Here is a 22623-nt window from a genome sequence, read left to right on the forward strand (position 1 = left end):
CATGGCAGCAGCGGCCCAGACAGGCAAAAAGAAGACAGTTCGTCCCGGTGAATGGAAGATCTGGCTGCTCTATGCGGTCGGTTTCGTTCCGGCAGTCTGGACGTTCTATCTGGGCGCAAGCGGCAACCTTGGTGCCGATCCGGTCAAGACTTTCGAACACACGCTTGGCCTGTGGGCTCTGCGCTTTCTCATTCTGACCCTCTTGGTAACGCCGATCCGCGACCTGACAGGCATGGCTTTTCTGCGCTACCGTCGGGCGCTCGGCCTGCTCGCCTTCTATTATGCACTGATGCACTTCGCCACCTATATGGTGCTGGATCAGGGCCTGAACATTTCCGCCATCGTCACCGATATCCTGCGACGGCCTTTCATCACCATCGGCATGATCAGTCTGGTCCTGCTGGTGCCGCTGGCGCTGACCTCCAACAACTGGTCGATCCGCAAGCTCGGCCGCCGCTGGAACAGCCTGCACAAGCTGGTCTATGTCGCAATCGCTGGCGGCGCGATCCATTTCATCATGTCGGTGAAAAGCTGGCCCGCCGAACCGGTCATCTATGCCGGGATCGTCAGCGCACTGCTTCTATGGCGTCTGGTGCGTCCGCACGCCCGCAACCGCAAGCCTGTTTCCCGCCCGCGCGGCGAAGCAATGGCAGTAAAGAAATAAGCCCTGACACACCAATAACTTTCTACGGTTTCTAATGTAGAAACTTAAATTTACTATTCTAACCGTTACCCCATGACATAGGGATGCAAATCATGTCAGTATCCCGCCGATTTCCGCACACAGAATAATTCCTGACAGCGGCAACCGACGAATACGGAATGCATATGTCATCTCTCCTGAAATCGGCTCCCGTCCGCATCGCAGGCAAGTTCGTCTTCATTTTATTCGTCCTTATCTTTGCGATATGGGCCAGCTTTGCCATGTGGTTCCAGTTGCCCTTCGGCGATGCCATGCGCGGATCGATCATCGCCGTCTGGCTTCTGATCGCTCTGGGCGTGATTGCAGGCGAAAGACATTACAGCTGCTGGCGCAGGCGACTGGTCTTCTGCCTTCTGGCGCTGGTGATGCTCGGGGCATGGTCCACAGTCCGCCCCTCCCTCAACCGCATCTGGGCGCCCGACGTCGCCCGCACGGTGACGGGAAAGATCAATGGCGACATCGTCACCCTTTCCAATGTCCGCGATTTCACCTGGCGAACGACAGAAGATTTTACGCCCAACTGGAAAGACGAAACCTACGACCTCAGCAAGATTGCGACGGTAGACGTTTATCTGTCCTATTGGTCGGGCCCGGCAATCGCCCATACGCTTCTGTCATTCGGCTTCGAGGATGGCCGTCATGTGGTCTTTTCCGGCGAAATCCGCCGCGAACACCATGAAGTCTATTCGCCCATCGCCGGTTTCTTCCGCAAATATGAGCTGGCGATGATTGCCGCCGAAGAGCAGGACATCATTTATCTGCGCACCAATGTCCGCAAGGAAAACGTCTATCGCTACCGCGTGAAGCTGCCGCCGGTGGGCGCGCGCGAACTTTTCCTGTCCTATGTCGAGCTTGGCAATGAGCTGGCAGAGCAGCCGAAATTCTATAATACGCTGACCGCAAACTGCACCACGATCATCTTCCACATGGCGCGGGTGCTGGATCCGACCTTCCCGTTCGACTACCGCATCCTCCTGTCAGGCTACCTGCCCGGTTATCTGTACGATCACGGCTGGATCGAGAATGGCGGCACGCTGGAGGAAGCACGCAAACGCGCGTCAATCGACGCAAGAGCGCTCGCGGGTGGACGGGACGGCTTTTCGCAACGTATCCGCGAATAAAAAAACCCGCCGAAACCGAAGCTTCGACGGGGTTCGCATCGATATGAAGAAATTACACCGCAGCGGTGATGATGACTTCAACCTTGTAGTCTGGCGTTGCCAGCGCTGCTTCGCCGGTGGCGCGGGCAGGCGTGTGAGCCGGATCGACCCATGCATCCCAGACAGCGTTCATTTCGCCAAAATCCTTCATGTCGGCGAGCCAGATGATGGCCTGAAGGATCTTGGTCTTGTCGGAGCCCGCTTCCTTGAGAAGGCGGTCCACCTCGACCAGAACGGCCTTGGTCTGTTCGGTAACGCTGGCGCCCGGATTTCCCACCTGACCGGCGAGATAAACAGTGTTGCCGTGAATTACGGCCTGGCTCATGCGCGGGCCGACTCCAATGCGACGGATGCTCATGGTGAACTCCTCTCAATAATGCTCTTCTGCGGGACCAGTCCCGCATGTGAAAATGTTGCGCATCCTTATTAAAGCCCTAGTCTGCTTTGGCAATGCCAATGCCGGTCCGAATGATGCAATTTCAGTAAAAAGAACATTTCCAGCAAAAGTGCGAAGCGGTTTTGCGTGAGGATAATGCTACGAAACAAATACTTGGAGCAGTTCCAGCGACACCGCTCCAACTGGAACCGCTCCGAAGAGGAGGACAGCCATGTCGGAACCACTCGCCGAGATTTATCGCGACTATATTGCATGCCTGAACCGGCAGGACTGGGACGACCTCGGACTTTATGTGCACGAGGAGGCCATTCACAATGGCAGACCTTTGGGGCTTGGCAGCTATCGCACGATGCTGGAACAGGATTTCGAGGCGATTCCCGACCTGCGCTTCAACATAGAATTGCTTGTCAGTGAGCCGCCCTATATTGCCAGCCGGCTCAGTTCGACTGTACGCCGAAAGGGCTACTGTTCGGCCTCCCGGTCAACGGCAAACGGGTCCGGTTCGCAGAGAATGTTTTCTATGAGTTCGAGAATACGCTCATAAGGAAAGTCTGGTCAGTCATCGATAAGGCTGCGATTGAAGCACAGCTGTGATCATATCAAGCATGTCTTTTTCCCATCATAGCGGGATCAGAAATCAGTCCAGTGGACTGATTTCCCCGTGAAGGCGGCTCCCACTTTTGGGAGACAAGCTTTAGCGCCCGTCACCATTGACTCTTTGCCCCCCTCCCCCTATAAGCCGCGTCACGTTCGCCCGCGCGGTTTTACGGATGGTTTTGTGCTGTCCGTCGCAAGGGACAAGAACCAGCTCCTGTTCAATAGAGCGTGATCCCGAAAAGTGGAAAACAGTTTTCGGACAAGATCGTGTTCAACGGAAAAACAGAATCAAGAAGGGCCGCACACCGCGGTATTAAATAAATGAAGCGCACTTACCAGCCATCCAAGATCGTCCGCAAGCGTCGTCACGGTTTCCGTGCACGCATGGCAACCACCGGCGGCCGCAAGGTTCTCACCGCTCGCCGTTCGCGCGGCCGTAAGCGGCTTTCCGCTTAATCTTTTCCCGCGCTGCAGCGCGGTGAATAAAGAAATGAACAAGCCGAAACAAATACTCCGCCTTCGCAAGAGAGCGGAGTTTTTGGCTTTGAGGAATGGTGAAAAGCGACGTGGTCCACTGTTTCTTCTCGAAGTCCGCGAGCGGACCGAAGAAGAATCGCAAACCGCCAAAATCGGCGAAAAACCCCGTGCAGGTTTCACCGTAACGAAGAAAAACGGCAACGCCGTGATACGAAACCGCATCCGCCGCAGGCTTAGAGAAGCGGTTCGTTGTCACGCAGGGCGTGACATGGCGCCTTCGACCGACTATGTGATCGTAGCGCGCGAGCAAGCCCTCACTGCGCCCTTTTCGCGACTGACCGAAGAACTCTCCCGCCGCATCAAGGCGAAGAGTGAACGGCGGGGCGATGGGAAACGCCGAACGGAAAGACCGGAATCAGGACCCGTCAATGGAAAATAATCGTAATTTCTTCATCACCATTGCCCTGTCCATCCTCGTGCTAACGCTGTGGCAAGTGTTTTATCTGGGTCCGAAAACGGAAGCCCAGCGGGAGCAGGCACGCATTGAGGAGCAGCAGCAGCAGAAACAACAGGCGACGCAACAACAGGCGCAAAGTGGCGACACGCCGCAGATGCCCGCCACGTCAGGAAATATTCCCGGCCATAGCGATGTTGCAGCCGCTGGCGGCACGCTGACCCGCGAGGCAGCCGTTGCCCAGACGCAGCGCGTCGAAATCGATACGCCTTCGCTGCGCGGTTCGATCAACCTGACCGGCGCGCGCCTCGATGATCTCTTCCTGAAGAGATATCACGAGACCGTCGATGATAATTCGCCTCAGATCGAACTGCTCGCGCCCTCGGCGCTGAAGCAGGGCTATTTCGTCGAACTCGGCTTCACCGGCAACGACACGACCGGCCCGGTTCCGGGTCCGAACACGGTCTGGACCGTGGAAGGCAACAACAAGCTGACGCCATCCACGCCGGTCACGCTGACCTATACCAACGAGAAGAACATCACCTTCAAGCGCGTCATTTCGGTCGACGACGCCTATATGTTCGCCGTTGAAGACACGATCACCAACAATACCGGCGCGCCGATCTCGCTGGCCTCCTATGGCCGCGTGACCCGCTTCAACCAGCCGGAACATGCCAGCGCCACCTATGTGCTTCATGAAGGCCTGATCGGCGTCATGGGTCAGGACGGCCTGCAGGAAATCAAGTATTCCAAGGTCGAAGACGACAAGGACATTTCGTTCAAGGACGTGAGCGGCGGCTGGCTCGGCATCACCGACAAGTACTGGGCGGCAACGCTCGTTCCGCCGCAGGACGAAAAGTTCACCGGTCGCTTCTCGCACTTCACCAATGATCGCCCGCGCTACCAGACCGACTTCCTTGGCGCGCCGATGACCATTGCACCCGGCCAGGCACAGACGCTGAAGAACCATGTCTTCGCCGGTGCGAAAGTCGTTTCCAACATCAAGGCCTATGAAGAAAAGCTCGGTATCAAGCAGTTCGAACTGCTGATCGACTGGGGCTGGTTCTACTTCATCACCAAGCCGATGTTCTACCTCATCGACTGGATCTACAAGTTCTCGGGCAATTTCGGCGTCGCCATTCTGGTCGTCACCGTTCTCCTCAAGGGCCTGTTCTTCCCGCTTGCCAACAAGTCGTACAAGTCGATGGCACGCATGAAGCTGGTGCAGCCGAAGCTGACTGAAATCCGCGAGAAATATGCGGATGACAAGATGAAGCAGCAGCAGGAAATGATGCGGCTCTACAAGGAAGAGAAGATCAATCCGCTCGCAGGCTGCTGGCCAGTGCTGGTGCAGATTCCGGTGTTCTTCGCACTCTACAAGGTGCTCTATGTCACCATCGAAATGCGCCATGCGCCGTTCTTCGGCTGGATTCAGGATCTTGCAGCGCCCGATCCGACCTCGCTCTTCAACCTGTTCGGCCTCCTGCCTTTCGGCGTGCCGCACTTCCTGATGATCGGCGTCTGGCCGCTCCTGATGGGCATCACCATGTTCCTGCAGATGCGCATGAACCCGACGCCTCCGGATCCAACGCAGGCCGCCATCTTCACCTGGATGCCGGTGATCTTCACCTTCATGCTGGCTTCGTTCCCGGCTGGTCTCGTGATCTACTGGGCATGGAACAACCTGCTCTCCATTACCCAGCAGGGCATCATCATGAAGCGCCAGGGCGTGAAGATCGAGCTCTTCGACAATCTCAAGGGCCTCTTCAAGCGAAAGCCGAAAGAGGCGAAGAAATAGACTTGAAAGAACCCCGCTTCGGCGGGGTTTTTTGTGCCTTCATGTTGACAATACGGCTCATAACATTGATGCGTGTACACAAGAGAACATACCGACCGGGACAGAACCATTGAACCAGCAGGATAAGAAGCAGGCGGCGATCAGGGCCGCTCAGGCAGCGGCGGATGCGGTCCGGGAAGTCCAGGCGGCACTCGTCGAGGAAGGACGCCTGCTTTTCAAGAAATCGTGGATCTTCATCCGTGGCGTGCCATCGATGAAATTCTTGCCGCCGGAAGGTCCGGTCGAAATCGCTTTCGCAGGCCGCTCCAATGTCGGCAAGTCGTCACTGATCAACGCGCTCGTCAACAAGAAGGGCCTTGCGCGTACATCCAATACGCCGGGCCGCACGCAGGAACTGAACTATTTCGTGCCGGACGGCTATTCCGGCGAAAACGGCGATCTGCCACCGCTCGCACTGGTCGACATGCCGGGCTACGGTTTCGCCGAAGCACCGAAAGCACAGGTCGATGCCTGGACGCGCCTTGTGTTTGATTATCTGCGCGGACGCACCACACTGAAACGTGTCTATGTGCTGATCGATGCCCGCCATGGCATCAAGAAGAACGACGCGGAAGTGCTCGATCTTCTTGATAAGGCGGCCGTCTCCTACCAGATCGTGCTCACCAAGATCGACAAGATCAAGCCCGCGGGCGTACCGCGCCTTCTGGAAGAAACGCACAAGCTTACCTACAAGCGTGCCGCCTGCTTTCCGGGCATCATCGCGACCTCGTCGGAAAAAGGCGAAGGCCTCGACGAGCTGCGTGCAGCAATCGCATTGCTTATCAAGGAAGCCTGATACTATCTATTCTGACGCATGTCCTAATCCCAAAACCGGTTCCCACTTTTGGGGACATGCTCTAGCTCGGGCAGCTTTCCGGCTGCCCGTCCAGCCCTTGATTGAGGCGCTCGAAACGAGCGCTTACATGCCCCTCGCCGCGCTTGATACGCAGCACATAGATGCTGTCGAAATCATTGCCGCGCCATTTCGGCACCGCAGCTTTATCTCCGCCATTGTCCTTGAGCAGATTTCTGGCCAGCTTGTAGAGCTGCTTGTGTTCCCAGCCGACCAGTATCGTCGCATTGCTGTATTGCGGCTGCCCAAGTACCGCCTGCAATTTGCCGATCTCATCATAGCCGAAGCGCGTATCGACCGGCATCTGAAAACGGATGGCGGTCGGCTCCACCGTCGCCAGCGGTCGGTTATAGGCATAGGAAATACCGCTATCCTTCTTTTCCTTGGCAGGATCGGGCGCGAAAATGGCATCGGGCTTGCCGAAATCTTTTGCAATGACGGCAGGCAGTTTCAAGGAACGATTGAGCCCACGACAGCTGAGCTGTCCCATGCCACCTTTGGGCTTTTCTCCATGCCGGATGAGGATGATCGTTTCAGTCGTTGCTGCAGGCGCAGCACAGGATGCAGATGTGCCAAGCAGGCAGGCAAGAACAGTGAGGAATATTTTGCGCATGATGCGGTCTCTGAAAATCATTCCGGGTAAAAACCTGCATAGAGCGCAGACCGGCTTTTTGTTGGGCACGTTTCGGGCCGCAAATTCAAATAATCGCGACCGGGAAAGCGAAAAATAAGCAACTGCGGATTCCAATTACGATGAATCCGGTCTAGAAAAGCCTGCCTCTTTTTGCCCTGTCGCCTGCCATGGAGCCCGCGATGACGACACTTGAAAATCCCGAAATGCAAGCGCAACTCCTGTCCGCGGCCCTGCCCTATATGCAGCGCTACGAGAACAAGCATGTCGTTGTGAAATATGGCGGCCACGCCATGGGCAATCCGGAACTGGGCAAGGCCTTCGCGCGCGATATCGCGCTTCTGAAGCAATCGGGCATCAATCCGATTGTCGTGCATGGCGGCGGCCCGCAGATCCAGGCCATGCTGACCAAGCTCGGTATCGAATCCCGCTTTGAAGGCGGCTTGCGCGTCACCGACGAAAAGACCGTCGAAGTGGTGGAAATGGTTCTGGCCGGTTCCATCAACAAGGAAATCGTCGCCCTCATCAATGCCGAAGGCGAATGGGCGATCGGTCTTTGCGGCAAGGACGGCAACATGGTCTTTGCGCAGAAAGCGCACAAGACCGTCATCGACCCGGATTCCAATATCGAGAAGGTGCTGGACCTCGGCTTTGTCGGTGAACCGGCGGAAGTGGATCGCACCCTGCTCGATCTTCTGGCGCGCTCCGAAATGATACCGGTCATTGCGCCGGTCGCACCGGGTCGCGACGGCCATACCTACAATATCAACGCCGACACGTTTGCAGGCGCGATTGCCGGGGCGCTCGCCGCAACGCGCCTCCTGTTCCTGACCGATGTTCCGGGCGTGCTGGACAAGGACAAGAACCTCATCAAGGAACTGTCCGTTGCCGATGCGCAGGCGCTCATCAAGGACGGCACCATTTCCGGCGGCATGATCCCCAAGGTGGAAACCTGCATCGAAGCAATCCGCCGGGGCGTCGAAGGCGTTGTCATTCTGAATGGCAAGACCCCGCATTCCGTGCTGCTGGAGCTTTTCACCGAACATGGTGCCGGCACCTTGATCGTGCCTTAAGGATCGACCATGACCGATATTCCGGACAGAGCTGCCTTCGCCCATGTCACTGACTGGGTGTTCGACCTCGACAACACGCTCTACCCGCACGCCGCCAATCTGTTCTCGCAGATCGACGTGAAGATGACGAGCTATGTCGAGACTTTGCTGAAACTGCCACGTGACGAAGCGCGCAAGATTCAGAAGCAGTTCTATCTGGAATATGGCACCACGCTGAAAGGCCTGATGGAGTGCCATCAGATTGACCCGGACGATTTTCTGAGACAAGTCCATGACATCGACTATTCCTGGCTGACGCCCGATCCGGCGTTGGGACGGGCGATCAAGGCACTGCCGGGCCGTCGCTTCATCTTTACCAATGGTGATCGCGGTCATGCCGAACGCGCTGCCAGCCAGCTCGGAATTCTCGATGATTTCGACGATATTTTCGACATCGTCGCAGCTGGCCTGACACCGAAGCCTGAACGGGTCACCTATGACCGCTTCCTCGGCGCCTTCGGCATCGATGCGGGCAAGGCCGTGATGTTCGAGGATCTGGCGCGCAATCTGGTCGTTCCCAAAGCCCTCGGCATGAAAGCGGTGCTGGTCGTGCCGAACAATTTTGAGCCTACATTTTCCGAGATATGGGAAAGCGATCCCGAGTTCACCGATCAGGTGGACTATGTGACCGATAATCTGACCCAGTTTCTGGAAACCATAATTGCAGACCGATAGGCAATTCACCGGCCTTGAAAGACGCATCGACAAGGCCGCCCACCGCCTTCTCGACAATCTGCCGCGTCACCGGATCAGCGATGCGCTGATCGAGTTTCTGGTCTTCGGGCTGAAACAGGCATGGGCCTGCCTTTTCGGTGGCGCCATGCTGGCGCTCATCATCCTCACCCGCTGGTTCTGGCCGGATGGCGGCGCGGGGTTTATCACGCGCTACGATTTCCTGTTCCTGTCCGCCCTTGCTATCCAGCTTGCCATGCTGGTCTTCAAGCTGGAGGCGTGGGAGGAAGCCAAGGTCATCCTCATCTTCCATGTGGTCGGCACAGCGATGGAAGTGTTCAAGACCCATGCCGGTTCATGGGTCTATCCGGAGGAAAACTTCTTCCGCATTGGCGGCGTTCCTCTGTTTTCCGGCTTCATGTATGCAGCTGTCGGCTCCTATATGGCGCGCATCAATCGCATCTTCGATATAAGGCTGAACCACTATCCACCACTCTGGATGACCGTTGTTCTGGCCGCCGCGATCTATATCAATTTCTTCGCGCACCACTTCATCTGGGATATGCGCTGGCTGCTGTTTGCTGCGACCTTCGTCCTTTTCTGGCGCACGACGATGCATTACCGCGTCTTCCGCTTCCGGCTCAAAATGCCGTTGCTGGTCGCCTTTCTGCTGACCTCGCTCTTCATCTGGATTGCCGAGAACATCGGCACATGGTCGAAGGCCTGGCTTTATCCGAACCAGCGCAATGGCTGGGAACTCGTTTCAATGAGCAAGCTCGGCTCGTGGTATCTCCTGATGATTATCTCGGTCGTGCTGGTGACACTCGTTCACCGCCCTCGTCCCTATCGAGCAGAAGAAGAGCCGCAAAAGAAAACGCCCGACCATTTGGCCGGGCGCATCGAACAGAAAATCCGGGGTGATCAGAGCTTGTAAAAATCCTTGATCTGTTCCCAGGCTTCGTCGGCGGTTTCGACAAAGTTGAGCAGTTCGATATCGGCAGGCGAAATCGTGCCCTGCTCAGCCAGAAACTCGATATTGATCGCCTTGGTCCAGAACTCCTTACCGAACAGTATCAGCGGCACGCGCTCCATACGGTTGGTCTGGATCAGCGTCATCGCCTCGAAAAGCTCGTCCATCGTTCCAAAGCCGCCGGGGAACACGCAGATCGCCTTGGCGCGCATCAGGAAGTGCATCTTGCGGATCGCAAAATAATGGAAGTTGAAGCAAAGGTCAGGCGTAACATAGGCGTTGGGCGCCTGTTCGTGCGGCAGCACAATGTTGAGACCGATCGTCGGCGCACCGACATCGGCGGCTCCGCGATTGCCCGCTTCCATGACGCCGGGACCGCCGCCCGTCACCACGATGAATTCGCGATAATAGGTCGTCGCGGAATATTCGGAACAAAGCCGCGCGAATTTGCGCGCTTCTTCGTAATAATGCGCATTGGCTTCAAGGTTCTTCTTCTGAACCTCGTTCTTGGCTGCCCATGCCTCGCCGCCGGGCTCCGGAATGCGCGCACCGCCAAACATGACGACAGTGGACTTGATACCCCGGTCGGCCAGAATCATTTCAGGTTTCAGAAGCTCAAGCTGCAGCCGGATCGGCCGCAGTTCGCGCCGCGTCAGGAAATCATCGTCCGTGAAAGCAAGGCGATAGGCAGGGGCTTCGGTCTGTGGCGTCTGCGGTACGGTGCGCGCCTGCTTGACCGCTTCCTCAGAATTCGGGAATGGCGTCCAGCCAGACTTCTCCATCGGGTTCATGCTCTCACCTGCTCCTTCATTATCGCCATTCAACGCGTAATACCAGGGCGCTGAGATGCTGACGCTATCCAAGCCCTGAAAATGCTCAATTGCCGCACGGGCTTATCCAAAACTCGATGAGTCAAGCTCATCGGGTTTTGGTATAACAGCATCCATTCTGGCGCTAAATGCTTAATCTGTCTCAAACGTGGCACTGCAATCGGATCATGAACGACATTGACCCTCATGGCGCCTTCGCTTAATCAATTTCCCAGCAAACAGGCCGGACTTGTCCACGCCTGCCTTCCGCCGCCCCTTCATGGAGATCGCACCCTATGACCAAGCCAGACCTCGCCTCCCTTGAGAAGACAATCGACAAGGCTTTTGACGAGCGCGACGGTATCAACACGGCAACGCGCGGCGAAGTGCGCGAAGCCGTCGAACAATCGCTCGTTCTGCTCGACCGCGGTGAAGCCCGTGTCGCAGAAAAACAGGCGGACGGCAACTGGCAAGTCAACCAATGGCTGAAGAAAGCAGTTCTGCTCTCCTTCCGTCTCAACCCGATGGAAGTCATCAAGGGCGGCCCCGGCCAGTCCTCCTGGTGGGACAAGGTGCCATCGAAGTTCGACGGCTGGACAGCCAATGAATTCGAAAAGGCAGGCTTCCGCGCCGTACCGAACTGCATCGTGCGCCACTCGGCCTATATCGCGCCAAACGCGATCCTGATGCCATCCTTCGTCAATCTCGGCGCTTATGTCGATGAGGGCACCATGGTCGACACCTGGGCCACCGTCGGCTCCTGTGCACAGATCGGCAAGAACGTTCACCTTTCCGGCGGCGTCGGCATCGGCGGCGTTCTGGAACCGATGCAGGCCGGTCCAACCATCATCGAAGACAATTGTTTCATCGGTGCCCGCTCGGAAGTCGTTGAAGGCTGCATCGTGCGTGAAGGTTCGGTCCTCGGCATGGGCGTTTTCATCGGCAAATCGACCAAGATCGTGGATCGCGCAACCGGCGAAGTCTTCTATGGCGAAGTGCCGCCCTATTCGGTCGTCGTTGCAGGCACCATGCCGGGCAAGAACGTTCCCGGCGAAAACTGGGGTCCGAGCCTCTATTGCGCCGTGATCGTCAAGCGCGTCGATGAAAAGACCCGCTCCAAGACCTCGATCAACGAATTGCTGCGTGACTAGAGCATGCCTCCCGAAAGTGGGAACCGGTTTCGGGATAAAGACATTCTTAAAACAAATGGATAGCGCGTTTCGACAATGACTGAGAGCGTGCTTAAAAACAAAAGGCGACGCTGCTGGCGTCGCCTTTTTGCATTTAATGGTCGCCCCTTCGGATGGCGCAATGCCTCTGATCCGGGCAGTCCGGGGAGACACTGACGCCATCCTCCGGGGAGATTTCTTGGCAGCCCTTCGGCTGCCCCGCGTGTCACATGCGTGAGGGGGAGGAACGCAACGGACGATGCAGGGCGACCGACAGGCTCAGCCGTCAGAACAAATTAGTTCTGGTAGCTGGACGGGGAAGCGTCGCCGAAGCGATGAGCCGAGCCGTCCTGATTAACTGGCGCAGACTGACGAATGGCAGCCGGAGCCGTATAGTCGATGTTGCTGCGGGTCGAAGCGACCGGCGTTTCGCCAGGAAGAATGAAAGCCTTGTCCTGAGCAGCCATTGCAGGCGGCTGGCCAACGAACGGGTTTTCGGCATAGGCAGCACCAGCGCTAAGAGCGACAGCAAGAGCGGCGAGAGCAAACTTCTTCATTTCTTTATTCCTTTTCTCCATGGCGTCCCCGGCATCGGTGCTTAACCGGCTGAACCTTGAGACTGCATCTCAGGCATAGAGGGGACATTTGGTTAGCTGGGCCTTCGTGGCCCGCCCTACGGTGTCAGGCACATCTGGGAGGAAATGCCCCGACACCTTCGGGAATACATGCAATGTGGGTATTTCATTCATGCCCGGTCCGTCTGGACCGGAGAGGCTAAAAGTCCGAGCGGACTTTTAGTTCTGGTAAGAGGAAGGCGATGCGTCACCGAAGCGGTGAGCCGAACCATCCTGATAAACCGTTGCCTTGTTGATCGAGGCAGGAGCCGTGTAGTCGAGCTTCTGGCTCTGCGTTGCAACCGGCGTACGGTCATTTGCATAGAGATCGGCAGGTTCGCCGACATGTGGGTTTTCTGCAAAAGCGGCACCAGCGGTAAGAGCAAGAGCAGCGGCAGCAAGAACAATCTTCTTCATTTTCCTATCTCCTTGGAAAGTGGAGCGGCGTTTGTTCGTCGTTCCGATGCAGCTGAAATGGGTGACAGTGGGCAAAAGTTCCAGTCACGAAAATGTTTTCTTTATCACACATTTGTGCGGCCATTTTCTTGGAGGACGATAATTGAAATTATAAAATAATAACAAAATCAAATATTTAATTGATATACCAGCAATCACACGACTGTTACAAAGTGTCTTTTGTTCAAAATGAGCGAACAGTCTGTCCCAATATATTGTCCAATGAGAGTGAACAATGATGCGATTTTTCGCGAAATCGGTCCTTTGCAAACGACGCAAGCTTCGTCGAAATGACACCCTGATTTGCGGCTGGCATCGTTCAGCCAGTCAAATCAGCCCATACTCAAAAGAAAAGCCGCATCGAAATGCGGCTTGATGACATTCAATTGGACCAGCTCTTGATTGAACGCTGTAACCCCGATCAGTTGTTTGCAACAGCGACCGAACGCCCGGCAATGGAAACCCACTGACCGGAATTGGCAGGCGACTGCATCTTGATATAGCGGTACGAAGTTTTCTCGACCGGCAACACCTCGTCGCGCAGATTGTCGAGGATATAGTCGCCATGATCTGTGCGGGCGGTCAGGACGACATGCGGCTCGCTGCCCTGTACCAAAGTAATGAGAAGCTGTGACGGGCTGATACCCCGCGCCATCAGCTGGGCCCGCTTCATCAGGACATAGTCTTCGCAATCGCCCTTGCCGTTGACCGGAATGGTCCAGTAATCGCGCTTGCCATAATTATCCTGATCGGAGACCGGTTTGATGCGGCGATTGACGGAGCTGCTGACCGATTGCAGCAGCTTCGCGCGCTGCGGGGTCATCTTCATCGGCGGCAATACGCGATGCGCACCGCAATCGCGCTTGTTACGATCGCAGTACTCCTTGTGTCCGTAAGGAATGCTTGTAAGCCCGCCTGCTTCACTCCATTGCGCGGCCTTGGCCGGTATTGTCGTCGCCCCGAAGAGCACCATCATGCCTGCTATCGCAGAAGTGACAAAACGCATGCGCAGTTTCCCATTTAAAAAGAGTCCCCGTTGAGCGGCCCTTTGCGGGTCTCGTTATCAACTTATTTTTAACTAACGATGACAGGCCCCCTCCGGTCAAGGAAATTTCGTTCCCAAATTGAAACCGGTTGAGAAAAACAAGTGAAAGGCGAAACGATGCCGCCTGCGCGCAACCATCGGATTGCTGTTTCATCCGCCGGCTTCCGGCCTGTTTTTTCAACGCGCATCCTGTTCCGAAAACCGCTTCGCACTTTTCGGGATGCAGTTTGTTTCAACGCGCATCTTATTCCGAAAACCGCTTCGCACTTTTCGGGATGCGCGATAATCTCGCCGTCAGACGATTCCCTTTTCAAAAAAGTCCCGATCTCATGAGCTTAGCCGTCAATCCCGCCGATAACCTTGCCGCCCTCATCCGTTGTGCATCCGTAACGCCTGCCGAGGGCGGTGCGCTGACGGCGCTGGAAGCAATGTTGAAGCCGATGGGGTTTTCGGTGGAACGACCTGTCTTCCACGATGAAGACACGCCCGACATCGAAAACCTTTATGCACGCAAATCGGGCAATGGCCCGCATCTGATGTTTGCGGGACATACCGATGTCGTGCCTCCCGGCAATGAGGGCGACTGGAAACACCCGCCCTTTTCTGCCGCTATTGAAGAAGGCGTGATGTACGGTCGCGGTGCGGTTGACATGAAGGGCGGTGTCGCCTGTTTCGTGGCCGCAGTTGCCCGTCACATCGAAAAGCACGGCAGCATCAAGGGCAGCGTTTCGTTCCTCATCACCGGCGACGAGGAAGGCCCGGCCATCAATGGCACGGTCAAGCTTCTCGACTGGGCGAAGCAGCGCGGCGAAAGCTGGGATGCATCCATCGTCGGAGAGCCGAGCAACCCCAACGCGCTCGGCGACGCAATCAAGATCGGACGGCGCGGTTCGCTGTCCGGCACGATCACCGTCCATGGCGTGCAGGGCCATGCCGCCTATCCGCATCTGGCCGAAAACCCGGTACGCGGCATTACCACGCTGGTCGACAGCCTGCTTTATCCGGCTTTCGACCAAGGGACGGCCAATTTCCAGGCCAGCAATCTGGAAGTGACGAGCATCGACGTCGGCAACAAGGCCACCAACGTCATTGCGAACAAGGCAACGGCCTCGTTCAACATCCGCTTCAACGACACCTGGACGGCAGAGACCTTGCAGGCCGAAATCATCGCGCGCCTCGAAAAAGCCGCCAGCGACAATCGCTTGCGGCCGGGTCGCGAAACACCGATCAAATACGAACTCACCTGGCGCGAGCATCCGAGCCATGTGTTCCTGACCCGTGACGAAAAGCTGATCGGCACCTTGACGGATTCCATCGAGGCCGTAACGGGCAAACGCCCGGAACTGTCGACATCAGGCGGCACATCCGATGCCCGTTTCATCAAGGATTACTGTCCGGTGGTCGAGTTCGGCCTTGTCGGACAGACCATGCATATGGTTGACGAGCGCGTGGCCCTTGCCGACCTCGAAGGCCTGACACAGATTTATGAACGCTTCATCGCCGATTTCTTTGGGTAACGCATAGTCCCGGAAAGTCGCATGACTGTTCCGCCAGGATTACGCGAAAAATTGGGAATCTCATGCCAAGCCTGGACGATATTTTCAGATATTTCTGGGGCGTCTGGAAAATGATGCTCGGGCGCAAGGAAGGACTGGGCTATCTCGACATTTCCGCCGAGGGCTTCTGGTCGTCCTTCTTTGCGATAGCGATTGCACTGCCGCCGCTCTTCGCAAGCTGGGTCGCTTATGCCGCGGATCTGACGGCAGGTCGCGAGGAGGCAGGCTTGCGCTTTGCCATCGTCACGCGCGCAGCCTTCGTGGACATAGCGGCCTGGATTATTCCGCTCGTCATCATCGGCCTTATCGCCAAGCGGATCGGCATTGCCAAGCGTTATGCGGCTTTCGTGATTGCCACCAACTGGGGCAGCGCACTGCTTTCGTGGGTCTTCGCACCCATTACACTGCTACAGCTCTTCTTTCCCGGACGGTTCGACATCGCGACACTGTTTGCCTTCATCATGTTCGGCGCATCCATTGTGCTGAGCTACCGGCTGACTTTTGTCGCGCTGCAGCGCCCACATGCCTATGCGGCACCATTCTTCGCCTGCATCGTCTTTGGCTCACTGTTCCTGACCGTCCTGCTGCAGCAACTGCTCGGGATCGGCTTTGATCCGCACGCCTATTAAAGCGAAAGCCATTATATCGGCACGGGATGATTGAGGGCGCTGGCGATCTCGGCCATGACGGCACGGAGAGCCGGAACCGTCTTCATATCGGAATGAACGACCATCCACACCTCGCGTATGAGCGGGGCATGATCCGGCAGCGCTGGCACCAGCTGCTCCTGCGTCTCAGCCATGAAATCAGGCAACATGGCTATGCCTGCGTTCTCTCTTACAAGAGCGAGCTGCATCTCCAGCGTATTGGCGCGCAGGGCGATTGGCCGGGCACCAGCCAAAGCAAGCAAATGGGCCTGCTGCGGAGCGTCTTCCAGACTTTCATCATAAGCAATGAACTGCCATTCTTCAGGAGGAGTTCGCGCCAGATAATCCCGGCTCGCATAAGGGCGGAAAGCTTCCTCGCCCAGCCTGCGAATGGTGAGATCGCCGGTTGTCGGGCGCGCCAGGCGAATAGCTATATCCGCCTCCCTACGGTTCAGTGAACTGAAGCGCGCTTCTCCCATCACACGCATATGGATACCCGGATATTGTTCTGACACGGCAGCGAGCGGCTTCGTCAGTCTTGCAACCGCATAGGACGGCGGCGCGGTGAGCGTGATGGTCGCGCTTATGCCCGTATCCCGAACTGCGCTGAAACGGCTGATGGCTTGTGCCTCGGCCTGCATCTTGCGGGCAATCGCCGCAATCCGCTCGCCGTCTTCCGTCAGCAGAAAACGCCGCCCCCGGCGATCAACCAGTTTCAAACCGGTTTCGGATTCCAGAGCTGCCACACGTCGCGCAATCGTCGCATGTTCTACATTGAGCAAACGCGCGGCACCGGACAGAGTCCCCGTATCGGCCAAAGCCACAAAGTAACGCACGCTTTCCCAATTCACCATTGTGAAATTTTTCCCATACGCTGCGATCAAATCGGCAATTTTTTCCCGTTTCTCTATCCGCGATACTGCCACGGATTGCAACGGAGGCTGACTGATGGACTACGAGATCATTCTGAACGAAACAGGTGAAGCAGGGCTGCTTCAGACAGTCCCGCAGACACCCCGAAGCCCCGGTGCGGGCGAGATACGTCTTCGCCACGAGGCAATCGGCGTGAACTTTGTCGACATATACCATCGGACCGGCCTCTATCCGCTGCCGTCCTTTCCGGCAGTGCTCGGCGTCGAAGGTGCAGGCGTGGTGGAAGCTGTCGGATCGGATGTAACCGACCTCAAGCCAGGCGACAGGGTTGCCTATGCGGGCCTGCCAGTGGGGGCATATGCTTCAACCCGGCTTCTACCGGCCCAAAGGGCGCTGCTACTGCCCAGCACAATTTCCTCGCAGTCGGCGGCAGCGACCATGCTGCGCGGTCTTACCACCCACATGCTCCTCACCAATACATTTCCCGTTGGCCCGGATACAATCATGCTGGTGCATGCAGCCGCAGGCGGACTGGGCACTTTGCTGACCCGCTGGGGCAAGGCTCTTGGAGCAACTGTGATCGGAACGGTCAGCTCGGAAGACAAAGCCGAAATGGCGCGCAAAAACGGTGCCGATCATGTGCTCGTTGGACGCGATTGCGATTTCGTCACAGCCACCCGGCGTCTCACGGATGGACAGGGCGTTCACGTCGCCTATGACGGGATCGGTGGTGAAACTCTGGCCAAAACGGCACAATGCGTGCGCCCGTTTGGAACTCTGGCGAGCATCGGTCAGGCCGGTGGAAAAATCTCCCAGACCGTCATTGATGCACTCGGCAATCAAGCAGATCTTTCTTTCGTCCGGCCAAGCGTGATCGCTTACATCAACGATCTGGATAACTACCGAAACTCCGCTTCCAAGCTTTTCGACATCATGGAAAAGGGACTGACTGGAACGATTGGGGCAACCTATCTGCTGGGCGAGGCAGCACAGGCCCATCGTGCGCTGGAGACGGGAAAATCATCCGGAAGTTTGCTCTTGATTCCCTAGCGCGCGCTTCGCGTCTCAGTACGGAAAGGCGTAGTCCACACCAATCAGATAAAGCCCATAGGGCGGGGCAACCTGCCCGCAGGCCCTGCGATCTTTGGCTTCCAAAGCCGCCTGCAGATCATCCGCCGTCCAGCGGCCAACACCCACTTCCATCAGGCTGCCTGCGAAGGACCTGACCTGATTGTGCAGGAAAGACCGCGCCGAAACGCGCATTTCCACGTAATCGCCGTTGCGGATGACATCGAGCCGGTCGAGCGTCTTGACTGGGCTCTTGGCCTGGCATTGCGTGGCGCGAAACGTCGTGAAGTCGTGCTCGCCCAGGAGCCGCTTTGCTGCTTCGTGCATCGCTTCAGCATCAAGTCGCTTCTGCACCCACCATGCGCGCTGATAATCAATCGCCAGAGGCGCACGGCGATTATGGATACGATAGAGATAATGCCGGGCACGCGCTGAAAAACGCGCATCGAATGTGTCCGTCGTCTTCTCGACATTCAAGATGCTGACGCGCTCATCCGCCATGACGAGGTGCGCATTGACCGCATCGCGCACCTTGCCTGCACCCCAATCCTTGGTGAGATCGACATGCACGACCTGTGCGGTTGCATGCACGCCTGCATCGGTGCGGCCAGCCGCACTCAGCGTCAAATCTTCCCCGCAGAACTTCTTGAATGCCAGTTCGATGGCATTCTGCACCGCATGGCCGTTTTCCTGCCGCTGCCAGCCGACATAGGGCGTGCCGTCATATTCGACAGTGAGCTTGTAGCGCGGCACCGCTTACAGAACCTTCGAAACCTGTGCGCCACGCAGAAATTCTTGCGCGGGCAATGGCTTGCCGCCGGAACGCTGCAGCGTAACGAGCCGCACGGCCCCTTCCCCGCAGGCAACCGTCAGGCGATCATCCAGCACCGTGCCCGGTTCGCCGGACCCCTCACCCAGCGCCGAGCGCTGAAGCTTCACACGTTCGACAGCGCCATTGATTTCCATCTCGCACCATGCACCCGGAAAGGGCGACAGACCGCGAATGGTATTGTGCACGTCCTGTGCCGGCTTCGACCAGTCGATGCGCGCCTCGGCCTTGTCGATCTTGGCGGCATAGGTGACGCCTTCTTCCGCCTGCGGCTGCAAGGCAAGGCTTTCACGCTCAAGCGCGCCCAGCGCACGGATCATCAGGTCGGCACCGATCATGCTCAGACGGTCATGCAGTTCGCCTGCCGTCATGTCCGGCGTGATCGCAACCTTTTCGGCCATGGCAACGGGACCGGTGTCGAGCCCGGCATCCATCTTCATGATCATCATGCCGGTTTCGCTATCGCCTGCCATGATGGCACGCTGGATCGGAGCAGCCCCGCGCCAGCGCGGCAGCAGCGAGGCATGGCCGTTATAGCAACCGAGGCGCGGTGCATCCAGAATGGCTTGCGGCAGCAGCAGACCATAGGCCACGACAATCGCGACATCGGCTTCGAGGCTTGCGAAAACGTCCTGCTCTTCCACGCCCTTGAGGCTCTTCGGCGTGAACACCGGAATACCGAACTGTTCGGCCTTTTCATGCACCGGTGACTTGGTCAGCTCCAGCCCGCGACGGCCCGCCGGGCGCGGCGGCTGCGTATAGGCCGCAACAACCTCATAACCGTGACCGATGATGGCGGTGAGGATCGGCACGGAAAATTCCGGTGTCCCCATGAAAACGACACGCATTAAAGCACTTTCCCGGGCGCGCGCTGGCTGGCGAGCTTCTTGAACTTCTTGATGACCATATCGCGCTTCAGCTTGGAAATATGATCGATGAAGAGCACGCCGTTCAGATGATCGATCTCATGCTGCAGGCAGGTAGCCATCAGCCCGTCGGCTTCGATCAAATGCTGTTTGCCATCTGCATCGAAGTAATTGACCTTGATGGCGGCTGGCCGTTCCACTTCGGCATAATAATCCGGTATCGAAAGGCAGCCTTCCTCATAGGTGCTGACTTCATCCGTCACGCCGACAATCTCGGGATTGATGAAGACATGCGGCGCTTTCGGTTCATCTTCCTTGGCAAGGTCGATGACGAGCATGCGGATCGGTTCGCCTACCTGAATGGCGGCGAGGCCAATGCCCGGCGCATCATACATGGTGTCGAACATGTCGCCGGCAAATTTGCGCAGCTGGTCGTCAAAGCGCTCCACAGGCTTGGAAACCTGGCGCAGGACGGGATCGGGAAGGATGACAAGCGGTTTTACAGACATGGGCTTTCACGTAATGGCTCACGCGAGAATCGTCAATTACACTTTGCAAAATGTTCTCGTTTTGATCTCATCAAGACGATACGAATCAGCTAAGCTCTCTTCATGGAAAATCAGAATCTCCTGAATGAGCCGATTCTGCAGCTCGGTGCCACATCCTTCACGCTGGGGAATATCCTGCTGGCGGGTATCGTCGTGCTGGTGCTGTGTCTTGCGATTTTTCTGATCGCGGCGACGCGCTCTGCCCGACTTCGCGCGGTTGCGGAAGCACAGGCCGAGGACCGTGCCCGGGATGCAGAATATCGCATGGCGGAAATCCTGAAGGCACAGGCCGAGATGCAGGGCCGGATGCAGACCATGGCCGAGGTATTCGGCTCACGGCAGGCGGAACTCAACCAGTCGATCCGCGAACGGCTCGATGGCATGACGCATCGCATCGGCCAGACCATGACCGAACAGACCCGCTCGACGCATGAAAATCTCGCCAAATTGCAGGAACGTCTTGCCGTCATCGACACGGCGCAGAACAATATCCAGTCGCTCGCCGGACAGGTGGTGCAATTGCAGGCGATCCTCGCCAACAAGCAGACGCGCGGCGCTTTCGGCCAGTCGCGCATGGAAGCGATCATCGCCGACGGCCTGCCGCAGGGTGCCTACGAGTTTCAGGCAACGCTTTCCAACAGCACCCGTCCCGACTGCCTTGTACGGATGCCGAACAATGCACCCTCGCTCGTGATCGACGCAAAATTCCCGCTCGAAGCCTGGAATTCGATGCGCGAAACGGAACAGCCGGAGGCGCGCAAGGCAGCAGTCGCCCAGTTCCGCCGCGACATGGAAGTGCATATTAAGGATGTCTCGGACAAATATCTGATCCCCGGCGAAACACAGGATACGGCTTTTCTGTTCGTGCCGTCGGAGTCCATCTTCGCCGATATTCACGAGCACTTCGAGGCCCTGATCCAGCGTGCGCATCGGGCGCGGGTCGTCATTGTCTCGCCGTCGCTGCTGATGCTGTCGATTCAGGTCATTCAGGCAATCCTGAAGGATGCCCGCATGCGCGAGCAGGCGCATGTGATTCAGGGCGAAGTGATCCGCTTGATGGAAGATGTGGGCCGTTTGGACGAGCGCGTGCGGAAGCTGCAAACCCACTTTGTGCAGGCCAACAAGGATATTGACGATATTCTTGTATCTTCCAACAAGGTCACCCGACGCGGCGCGAAGATCGAAGCGCTGGAATTTGGCCCTGCACCCGCAGAGGAAGCATCCCGCCCGCAAACGAGACAGGCGGAAAACACTCCCGCTCAAATGCGCCTGCGCGTGGTGGATGAGGACTAATTTCTTCGGCTAGAATAGCGACGCCGCTATTTCCCTCATCCTGAGGAGGCGCGAAGCGCCGTCTCGAAGGACGAGGGAAACGCACAACTCGACCCTCATTCTCAGCCTGTCGAAGAGGCGGATAGCACAACGGCTCATCAAGTATTGGCTGGCCGGTCCGAATGACCGAGATCGCGTTCCGGCCAGACCAGATCGCGCACGCGCTGCTTTAACACCTTGGCTTCCGGAAATCCGCCGTCACGCTTGCGTTCCCAGATGAGTTCTTCGCTTCCATCCGGCATATAAACACGGATTTCAAACACTCCACCAGTCCCCGGACGCAACGCCACTTCGCCTAAATCCTGCCCGAAAGTCTGTAACAGTTCCTGCGCCATCCACGCAGCACGCAGCAGCCAGTTGCATTGGGTGCAGTAGGTAATGGAAATGCGGGGATGTTCGGACATTGATTTCACCTTCTGAACACGAGCAATCTTCAAGTCGATTGCCACAACTTGTTAGGCAGGCAAACTTGCATCAACATCTATCTTCCAACGACAAGCGGGGGCAAGTCATGGAAGTAACTGTCTATATTCTGCGTTGCGCGGACGGTTCATATTACACCGGTCTCACCAAGCAGAACATCGAAGCCCGGTTGTGGGAACACAATGAAGGCATCTACGAGAGTTATACGAAGAAGCGTCGACCAGTCGTGCTTGTCTTCACTGAAACCTATGACCGCATTGTCGATGCAATCGCTCGCGAACGTCAAATCAAAGGATGGTCACGTGCAAAGAAAGAGGCGTTGATTGCGCTAAATTATGAGGGCCTGCCTGCACTGTCGAAGCGGGGATGAGATCGGGACGTCTACCTCGTCCCGCCTCCCCCTCATCCTGAGGAGGCACCCTGAGCGTAGCTCATGGGAGCCGTCTCGAAGGGCTGAGGGGAGCGCTGTCGCCCTCGTCCTTCGAGACGCCTCCTTCGCAAGCTCAGGAGGCTCCTCAGGATGAG

At 57.0% G+C, this 22623-nt stretch carries 26 protein-coding genes and 1 pseudogene; 16 read left to right on the forward strand and 11 right to left on the reverse strand.

What is annotated here, in order from left to right:
- The first annotated feature begins 1 nt into the window (after window position 1).
- Complete coding sequence (gene msrQ / locus ABDF71_RS11975; protein ID WP_500061585.1) at window positions 2-664, forward strand: protein-methionine-sulfoxide reductase heme-binding subunit MsrQ; 663 nt, start codon at window positions 2-4, stop codon at window positions 662-664.
- Window positions 665-828: 164 nt separating this feature from the next.
- Window positions 829-1824: an Lnb N-terminal periplasmic domain-containing protein gene (locus tag ABDF71_RS11980; protein ID WP_029929320.1), complete on the forward strand. Its 996-nt coding sequence runs from the start codon at window positions 829-831 to the stop codon at window positions 1822-1824.
- Between the two features lie 52 nt (window positions 1825-1876).
- Here ABDF71_RS11980 and ABDF71_RS11985 read toward each other — a convergent pair whose 3' ends face one another.
- Window positions 1877-2221: a RidA family protein gene (locus ABDF71_RS11985; protein WP_010659433.1), complete on the reverse strand. Its 345-nt coding sequence runs from the start codon at window positions 2219-2221 to the stop codon at window positions 1877-1879.
- Between the two features lie 250 nt (window positions 2222-2471).
- Here ABDF71_RS11985 and ABDF71_RS11990 point away from each other — a divergent pair.
- From ABDF71_RS11990 to yihA, 5 genes and pseudogenes are all read left to right on the forward strand, one after another.
- Window positions 2472-2854, forward strand: a pseudogene (locus tag ABDF71_RS11990) (ester cyclase).
- A 324-nt stretch (window positions 2855-3178) separates the two neighbouring features.
- Window positions 3179-3313: a 50S ribosomal protein L34 gene (rpmH, locus tag ABDF71_RS11995; protein WP_010659431.1), complete on the forward strand. Its 135-nt coding sequence runs from the start codon at window positions 3179-3181 to the stop codon at window positions 3311-3313.
- 34 nt (window positions 3314-3347) lie between these two features.
- Window positions 3348-3773 carry a ribonuclease P protein component gene (gene rnpA / locus ABDF71_RS12000; protein WP_500061586.1) on the forward strand — a complete coding sequence of 142 codons (426 nt, stop codon included), beginning with the start codon at window positions 3348-3350 and terminating at the stop codon, window positions 3771-3773.
- A complete protein-coding gene (gene yidC / locus ABDF71_RS12005; RefSeq protein ID WP_010659429.1) occupies window positions 3763-5586 on the forward strand; it encodes a membrane protein insertase YidC in 1824 nt (607 codons plus the stop codon). Before rnpA ends, yidC begins: the two co-directional genes overlap by 11 nt.
- A gap of 208 nt (window positions 5587-5794) precedes the next feature.
- Window positions 5795-6421, forward strand: a complete 627-nt coding sequence (gene yihA, locus ABDF71_RS12010) for a ribosome biogenesis GTP-binding protein YihA/YsxC (RefSeq protein WP_036563705.1) — start codon at window positions 5795-5797, stop codon at window positions 6419-6421.
- Between the two features lie 61 nt (window positions 6422-6482).
- On the opposite strand, the gene ABDF71_RS12015 is transcribed toward yihA, so the two are convergent.
- Window positions 6483-7091: a hypothetical protein gene (locus ABDF71_RS12015; RefSeq protein WP_029376034.1), complete on the reverse strand. Its 609-nt coding sequence runs from the start codon at window positions 7089-7091 to the stop codon at window positions 6483-6485.
- 200 nt (window positions 7092-7291) lie between these two features.
- Here ABDF71_RS12015 and argB point away from each other — a divergent pair, with 200 nt between their 5' ends.
- The 3 genes from argB to ABDF71_RS12030 are packed head-to-tail and all read left to right on the forward strand — an operon-like array spanning window position 7292 to window position 9827.
- The gene (gene argB, locus ABDF71_RS12020; protein ID WP_010659426.1) at window positions 7292-8182 is read left to right on the forward strand and encodes an acetylglutamate kinase; all 891 of its coding nucleotides are present in this window, start codon (window positions 7292-7294) and stop codon (window positions 8180-8182) included.
- A 9-nt stretch (window positions 8183-8191) separates the two neighbouring features.
- Window positions 8192-8896: a pyrimidine 5'-nucleotidase gene (locus tag ABDF71_RS12025; protein WP_500061587.1), complete on the forward strand. Its 705-nt coding sequence runs from the start codon at window positions 8192-8194 to the stop codon at window positions 8894-8896.
- On the forward strand, window positions 8883-9827 hold the full coding sequence (locus tag ABDF71_RS12030) for a DUF817 domain-containing protein (protein WP_500061588.1): 945 nt from the start codon (window positions 8883-8885) through the stop codon (window positions 9825-9827). Before ABDF71_RS12025 ends, ABDF71_RS12030 begins: the two co-directional genes overlap by 14 nt.
- Here ABDF71_RS12030 and ABDF71_RS12035 read toward each other — a convergent pair.
- On the reverse strand, window positions 9815-10654 hold the full coding sequence (locus ABDF71_RS12035; RefSeq protein WP_012091443.1) for an LOG family protein: 840 nt from the start codon (window positions 10652-10654) through the stop codon (window positions 9815-9817). The two genes, ABDF71_RS12030 and ABDF71_RS12035, sit on opposite strands and share 13 nt — an antisense overlap.
- A gap of 314 nt (window positions 10655-10968) precedes the next feature.
- On the opposite strand from ABDF71_RS12035, the gene dapD reads away from it, so the two are divergent.
- Complete coding sequence (gene dapD, locus ABDF71_RS12040) at window positions 10969-11823, forward strand: 2,3,4,5-tetrahydropyridine-2,6-dicarboxylate N-succinyltransferase (protein WP_010659422.1); 855 nt, start codon at window positions 10969-10971, stop codon at window positions 11821-11823.
- Between the two features lie 314 nt (window positions 11824-12137).
- On the opposite strand, the gene ABDF71_RS12045 is transcribed toward dapD, so the two are convergent.
- The 3 genes from ABDF71_RS12045 to ABDF71_RS12055 all read right to left on the reverse strand — a co-directional run bounded on the left by ABDF71_RS12045 (window position 12138) and on the right by ABDF71_RS12055 (window position 13884).
- Window positions 12138-12398 carry a hypothetical protein gene (locus ABDF71_RS12045; RefSeq protein ID WP_500061589.1) on the reverse strand — a complete coding sequence of 87 codons (261 nt, stop codon included), beginning with the start codon at window positions 12396-12398 and terminating at the stop codon, window positions 12138-12140.
- Between the two features lie 237 nt (window positions 12399-12635).
- Window positions 12636-12872, reverse strand: a complete 237-nt coding sequence (locus ABDF71_RS12050; protein ID WP_010659420.1) for a hypothetical protein — start codon at window positions 12870-12872, stop codon at window positions 12636-12638.
- A 460-nt stretch (window positions 12873-13332) separates the two neighbouring features.
- Window positions 13333-13884, reverse strand: coding sequence for a transglutaminase-like cysteine peptidase (locus ABDF71_RS12055; protein ID WP_500061667.1), 552 nt, complete (start codon window positions 13882-13884; stop codon window positions 13333-13335).
- A gap of 401 nt (window positions 13885-14285) precedes the next feature.
- On the opposite strand from ABDF71_RS12055, the gene dapE reads away from it, so the two are divergent.
- Both dapE and ABDF71_RS12065 read left to right on the forward strand, forming a co-directional pair.
- Window positions 14286-15473: a succinyl-diaminopimelate desuccinylase gene (gene dapE, locus ABDF71_RS12060; RefSeq protein ID WP_500061590.1), complete on the forward strand. Its 1188-nt coding sequence runs from the start codon at window positions 14286-14288 to the stop codon at window positions 15471-15473.
- A gap of 62 nt (window positions 15474-15535) precedes the next feature.
- On the forward strand, window positions 15536-16141 hold the full coding sequence (locus ABDF71_RS12065) for a hypothetical protein (RefSeq protein ID WP_010659416.1): 606 nt from the start codon (window positions 15536-15538) through the stop codon (window positions 16139-16141).
- Between the two features lie 11 nt (window positions 16142-16152).
- On the opposite strand, the gene ABDF71_RS12070 is transcribed toward ABDF71_RS12065, so the two are convergent.
- Window positions 16153-17013 (reverse strand): LysR family transcriptional regulator, encoded by an 861-nt coding sequence (locus ABDF71_RS12070; protein WP_151615435.1) that lies wholly within the window; start codon window positions 17011-17013, stop codon window positions 16153-16155.
- 94 nt (window positions 17014-17107) lie between these two features.
- On the opposite strand from ABDF71_RS12070, the gene ABDF71_RS12075 reads away from it, so the two are divergent.
- Window positions 17108-18082 (forward strand): quinone oxidoreductase family protein, encoded by a 975-nt coding sequence (locus ABDF71_RS12075; protein ID WP_029929333.1) that lies wholly within the window; start codon window positions 17108-17110, stop codon window positions 18080-18082.
- 15 nt (window positions 18083-18097) lie between these two features.
- On the opposite strand, the gene truA is transcribed toward ABDF71_RS12075, so the two are convergent.
- Genes truA through def form a run of 3 tightly spaced genes read right to left on the reverse strand, consistent with a single transcriptional unit; the run spans window position 18098 to window position 20304 of the window.
- Window positions 18098-18853, reverse strand: a complete 756-nt coding sequence (gene truA / locus ABDF71_RS12080; RefSeq protein ID WP_029929335.1) for a tRNA pseudouridine(38-40) synthase TruA — start codon at window positions 18851-18853, stop codon at window positions 18098-18100.
- 3 nt (window positions 18854-18856) lie between these two features.
- Window positions 18857-19777, reverse strand: a complete 921-nt coding sequence (gene fmt / locus ABDF71_RS12085; protein WP_151615436.1) for a methionyl-tRNA formyltransferase — start codon at window positions 19775-19777, stop codon at window positions 18857-18859.
- Window positions 19777-20304 (reverse strand): peptide deformylase, encoded by a 528-nt coding sequence (gene def, locus ABDF71_RS12090; RefSeq protein ID WP_010659411.1) that lies wholly within the window; start codon window positions 20302-20304, stop codon window positions 19777-19779. Before def ends, fmt begins: the two co-directional genes overlap by 1 nt.
- Window positions 20305-20406: 102 nt before the next feature.
- On the opposite strand from def, the gene ABDF71_RS12095 reads away from it, so the two are divergent.
- Window positions 20407-21636, forward strand: a complete 1230-nt coding sequence (locus ABDF71_RS12095; protein WP_029929339.1) for a DNA recombination protein RmuC — start codon at window positions 20407-20409, stop codon at window positions 21634-21636.
- A gap of 137 nt (window positions 21637-21773) precedes the next feature.
- Here ABDF71_RS12095 and ABDF71_RS12100 read toward each other — a convergent pair whose 3' ends face one another.
- Window positions 21774-22079, reverse strand: a complete 306-nt coding sequence (locus tag ABDF71_RS12100; RefSeq protein ID WP_151615438.1) for an Rdx family protein — start codon at window positions 22077-22079, stop codon at window positions 21774-21776.
- A gap of 107 nt (window positions 22080-22186) precedes the next feature.
- Between ABDF71_RS12100 and ABDF71_RS12105 the strand changes: the two genes are divergently transcribed.
- Window positions 22187-22468 carry a GIY-YIG nuclease family protein gene (locus tag ABDF71_RS12105; RefSeq protein WP_151615439.1) on the forward strand — a complete coding sequence of 94 codons (282 nt, stop codon included), beginning with the start codon at window positions 22187-22189 and terminating at the stop codon, window positions 22466-22468.
- The last annotated feature ends 155 nt before the right edge of the window (window positions 22469-22623 follow it).

Origin of the sequence: Ochrobactrum sp. WV_118_8, from assembly GCF_039631535.1 — a bacterium.
Classification (GTDB): Bacteria; Pseudomonadota; Alphaproteobacteria; order Rhizobiales; family Rhizobiaceae; genus Brucella; species Brucella anthropi.

What these genes read in the sequence shown, in the direction of transcription:
- msrQ (WP_500061585.1), top strand. Translation starts at nt 2, where the DNA reads ATGGCAGCAGCGGCCCAGACAGGCAAAAAGAAGACAGTTCGTCCCGGT.
- ABDF71_RS11980 (WP_029929320.1), top strand. Translation starts at nt 829, where the DNA reads ATGTCATCTCTCCTGAAATCGGCTCCCGTCCGCATCGCAGGCAAGTTC.
- ABDF71_RS11985 (WP_010659433.1), bottom strand. Translation starts at nt 2,221, where the DNA reads ATGAGCATCCGTCGCATTGGAGTCGGCCCGCGCATGAGCCAGGCCGTA.
- rpmH (WP_010659431.1), top strand. Translation starts at nt 3,179, where the DNA reads ATGAAGCGCACTTACCAGCCATCCAAGATCGTCCGCAAGCGTCGTCAC.
- rnpA (WP_500061586.1), top strand. Translation starts at nt 3,348, where the DNA reads ATGAACAAGCCGAAACAAATACTCCGCCTTCGCAAGAGAGCGGAGTTT.
- yidC (WP_010659429.1), top strand. Translation starts at nt 3,763, where the DNA reads ATGGAAAATAATCGTAATTTCTTCATCACCATTGCCCTGTCCATCCTC.
- ABDF71_RS12015 (WP_029376034.1), bottom strand. Translation starts at nt 7,091, where the DNA reads ATGCGCAAAATATTCCTCACTGTTCTTGCCTGCCTGCTTGGCACATCT.
- argB (WP_010659426.1), top strand. Translation starts at nt 7,292, where the DNA reads ATGACGACACTTGAAAATCCCGAAATGCAAGCGCAACTCCTGTCCGCG.
- ABDF71_RS12025 (WP_500061587.1), top strand. Translation starts at nt 8,192, where the DNA reads ATGACCGATATTCCGGACAGAGCTGCCTTCGCCCATGTCACTGACTGG.
- ABDF71_RS12035 (WP_012091443.1), bottom strand. Translation starts at nt 10,654, where the DNA reads ATGAACCCGATGGAGAAGTCTGGCTGGACGCCATTCCCGAATTCTGAG.
- dapD (WP_010659422.1), top strand. Translation starts at nt 10,969, where the DNA reads ATGACCAAGCCAGACCTCGCCTCCCTTGAGAAGACAATCGACAAGGCT.
- ABDF71_RS12045 (WP_500061589.1), bottom strand. Translation starts at nt 12,398, where the DNA reads ATGAAGAAGTTTGCTCTCGCCGCTCTTGCTGTCGCTCTTAGCGCTGGT.
- ABDF71_RS12050 (WP_010659420.1), bottom strand. Translation starts at nt 12,872, where the DNA reads ATGAAGAAGATTGTTCTTGCTGCCGCTGCTCTTGCTCTTACCGCTGGT.
- ABDF71_RS12055 (WP_500061667.1), bottom strand. Translation starts at nt 13,884, where the DNA reads ATGGTGCTCTTCGGGGCGACGACAATACCGGCCAAGGCCGCGCAATGG.
- dapE (WP_500061590.1), top strand. Translation starts at nt 14,286, where the DNA reads ATGAGCTTAGCCGTCAATCCCGCCGATAACCTTGCCGCCCTCATCCGT.
- ABDF71_RS12065 (WP_010659416.1), top strand. Translation starts at nt 15,536, where the DNA reads ATGCCAAGCCTGGACGATATTTTCAGATATTTCTGGGGCGTCTGGAAA.
- ABDF71_RS12070 (WP_151615435.1), bottom strand. Translation starts at nt 17,013, where the DNA reads ATGGTGAATTGGGAAAGCGTGCGTTACTTTGTGGCTTTGGCCGATACG.
- ABDF71_RS12075 (WP_029929333.1), top strand. Translation starts at nt 17,108, where the DNA reads ATGGACTACGAGATCATTCTGAACGAAACAGGTGAAGCAGGGCTGCTT.
- fmt (WP_151615436.1), bottom strand. Translation starts at nt 19,777, where the DNA reads ATGCGTGTCGTTTTCATGGGGACACCGGAATTTTCCGTGCCGATCCTC.
- def (WP_010659411.1), bottom strand. Translation starts at nt 20,304, where the DNA reads ATGTCTGTAAAACCGCTTGTCATCCTTCCCGATCCCGTCCTGCGCCAG.
- ABDF71_RS12095 (WP_029929339.1), top strand. Translation starts at nt 20,407, where the DNA reads ATGGAAAATCAGAATCTCCTGAATGAGCCGATTCTGCAGCTCGGTGCC.
- ABDF71_RS12100 (WP_151615438.1), bottom strand. Translation starts at nt 22,079, where the DNA reads ATGTCCGAACATCCCCGCATTTCCATTACCTACTGCACCCAATGCAAC.
- ABDF71_RS12105 (WP_151615439.1), top strand. Translation starts at nt 22,187, where the DNA reads ATGGAAGTAACTGTCTATATTCTGCGTTGCGCGGACGGTTCATATTAC.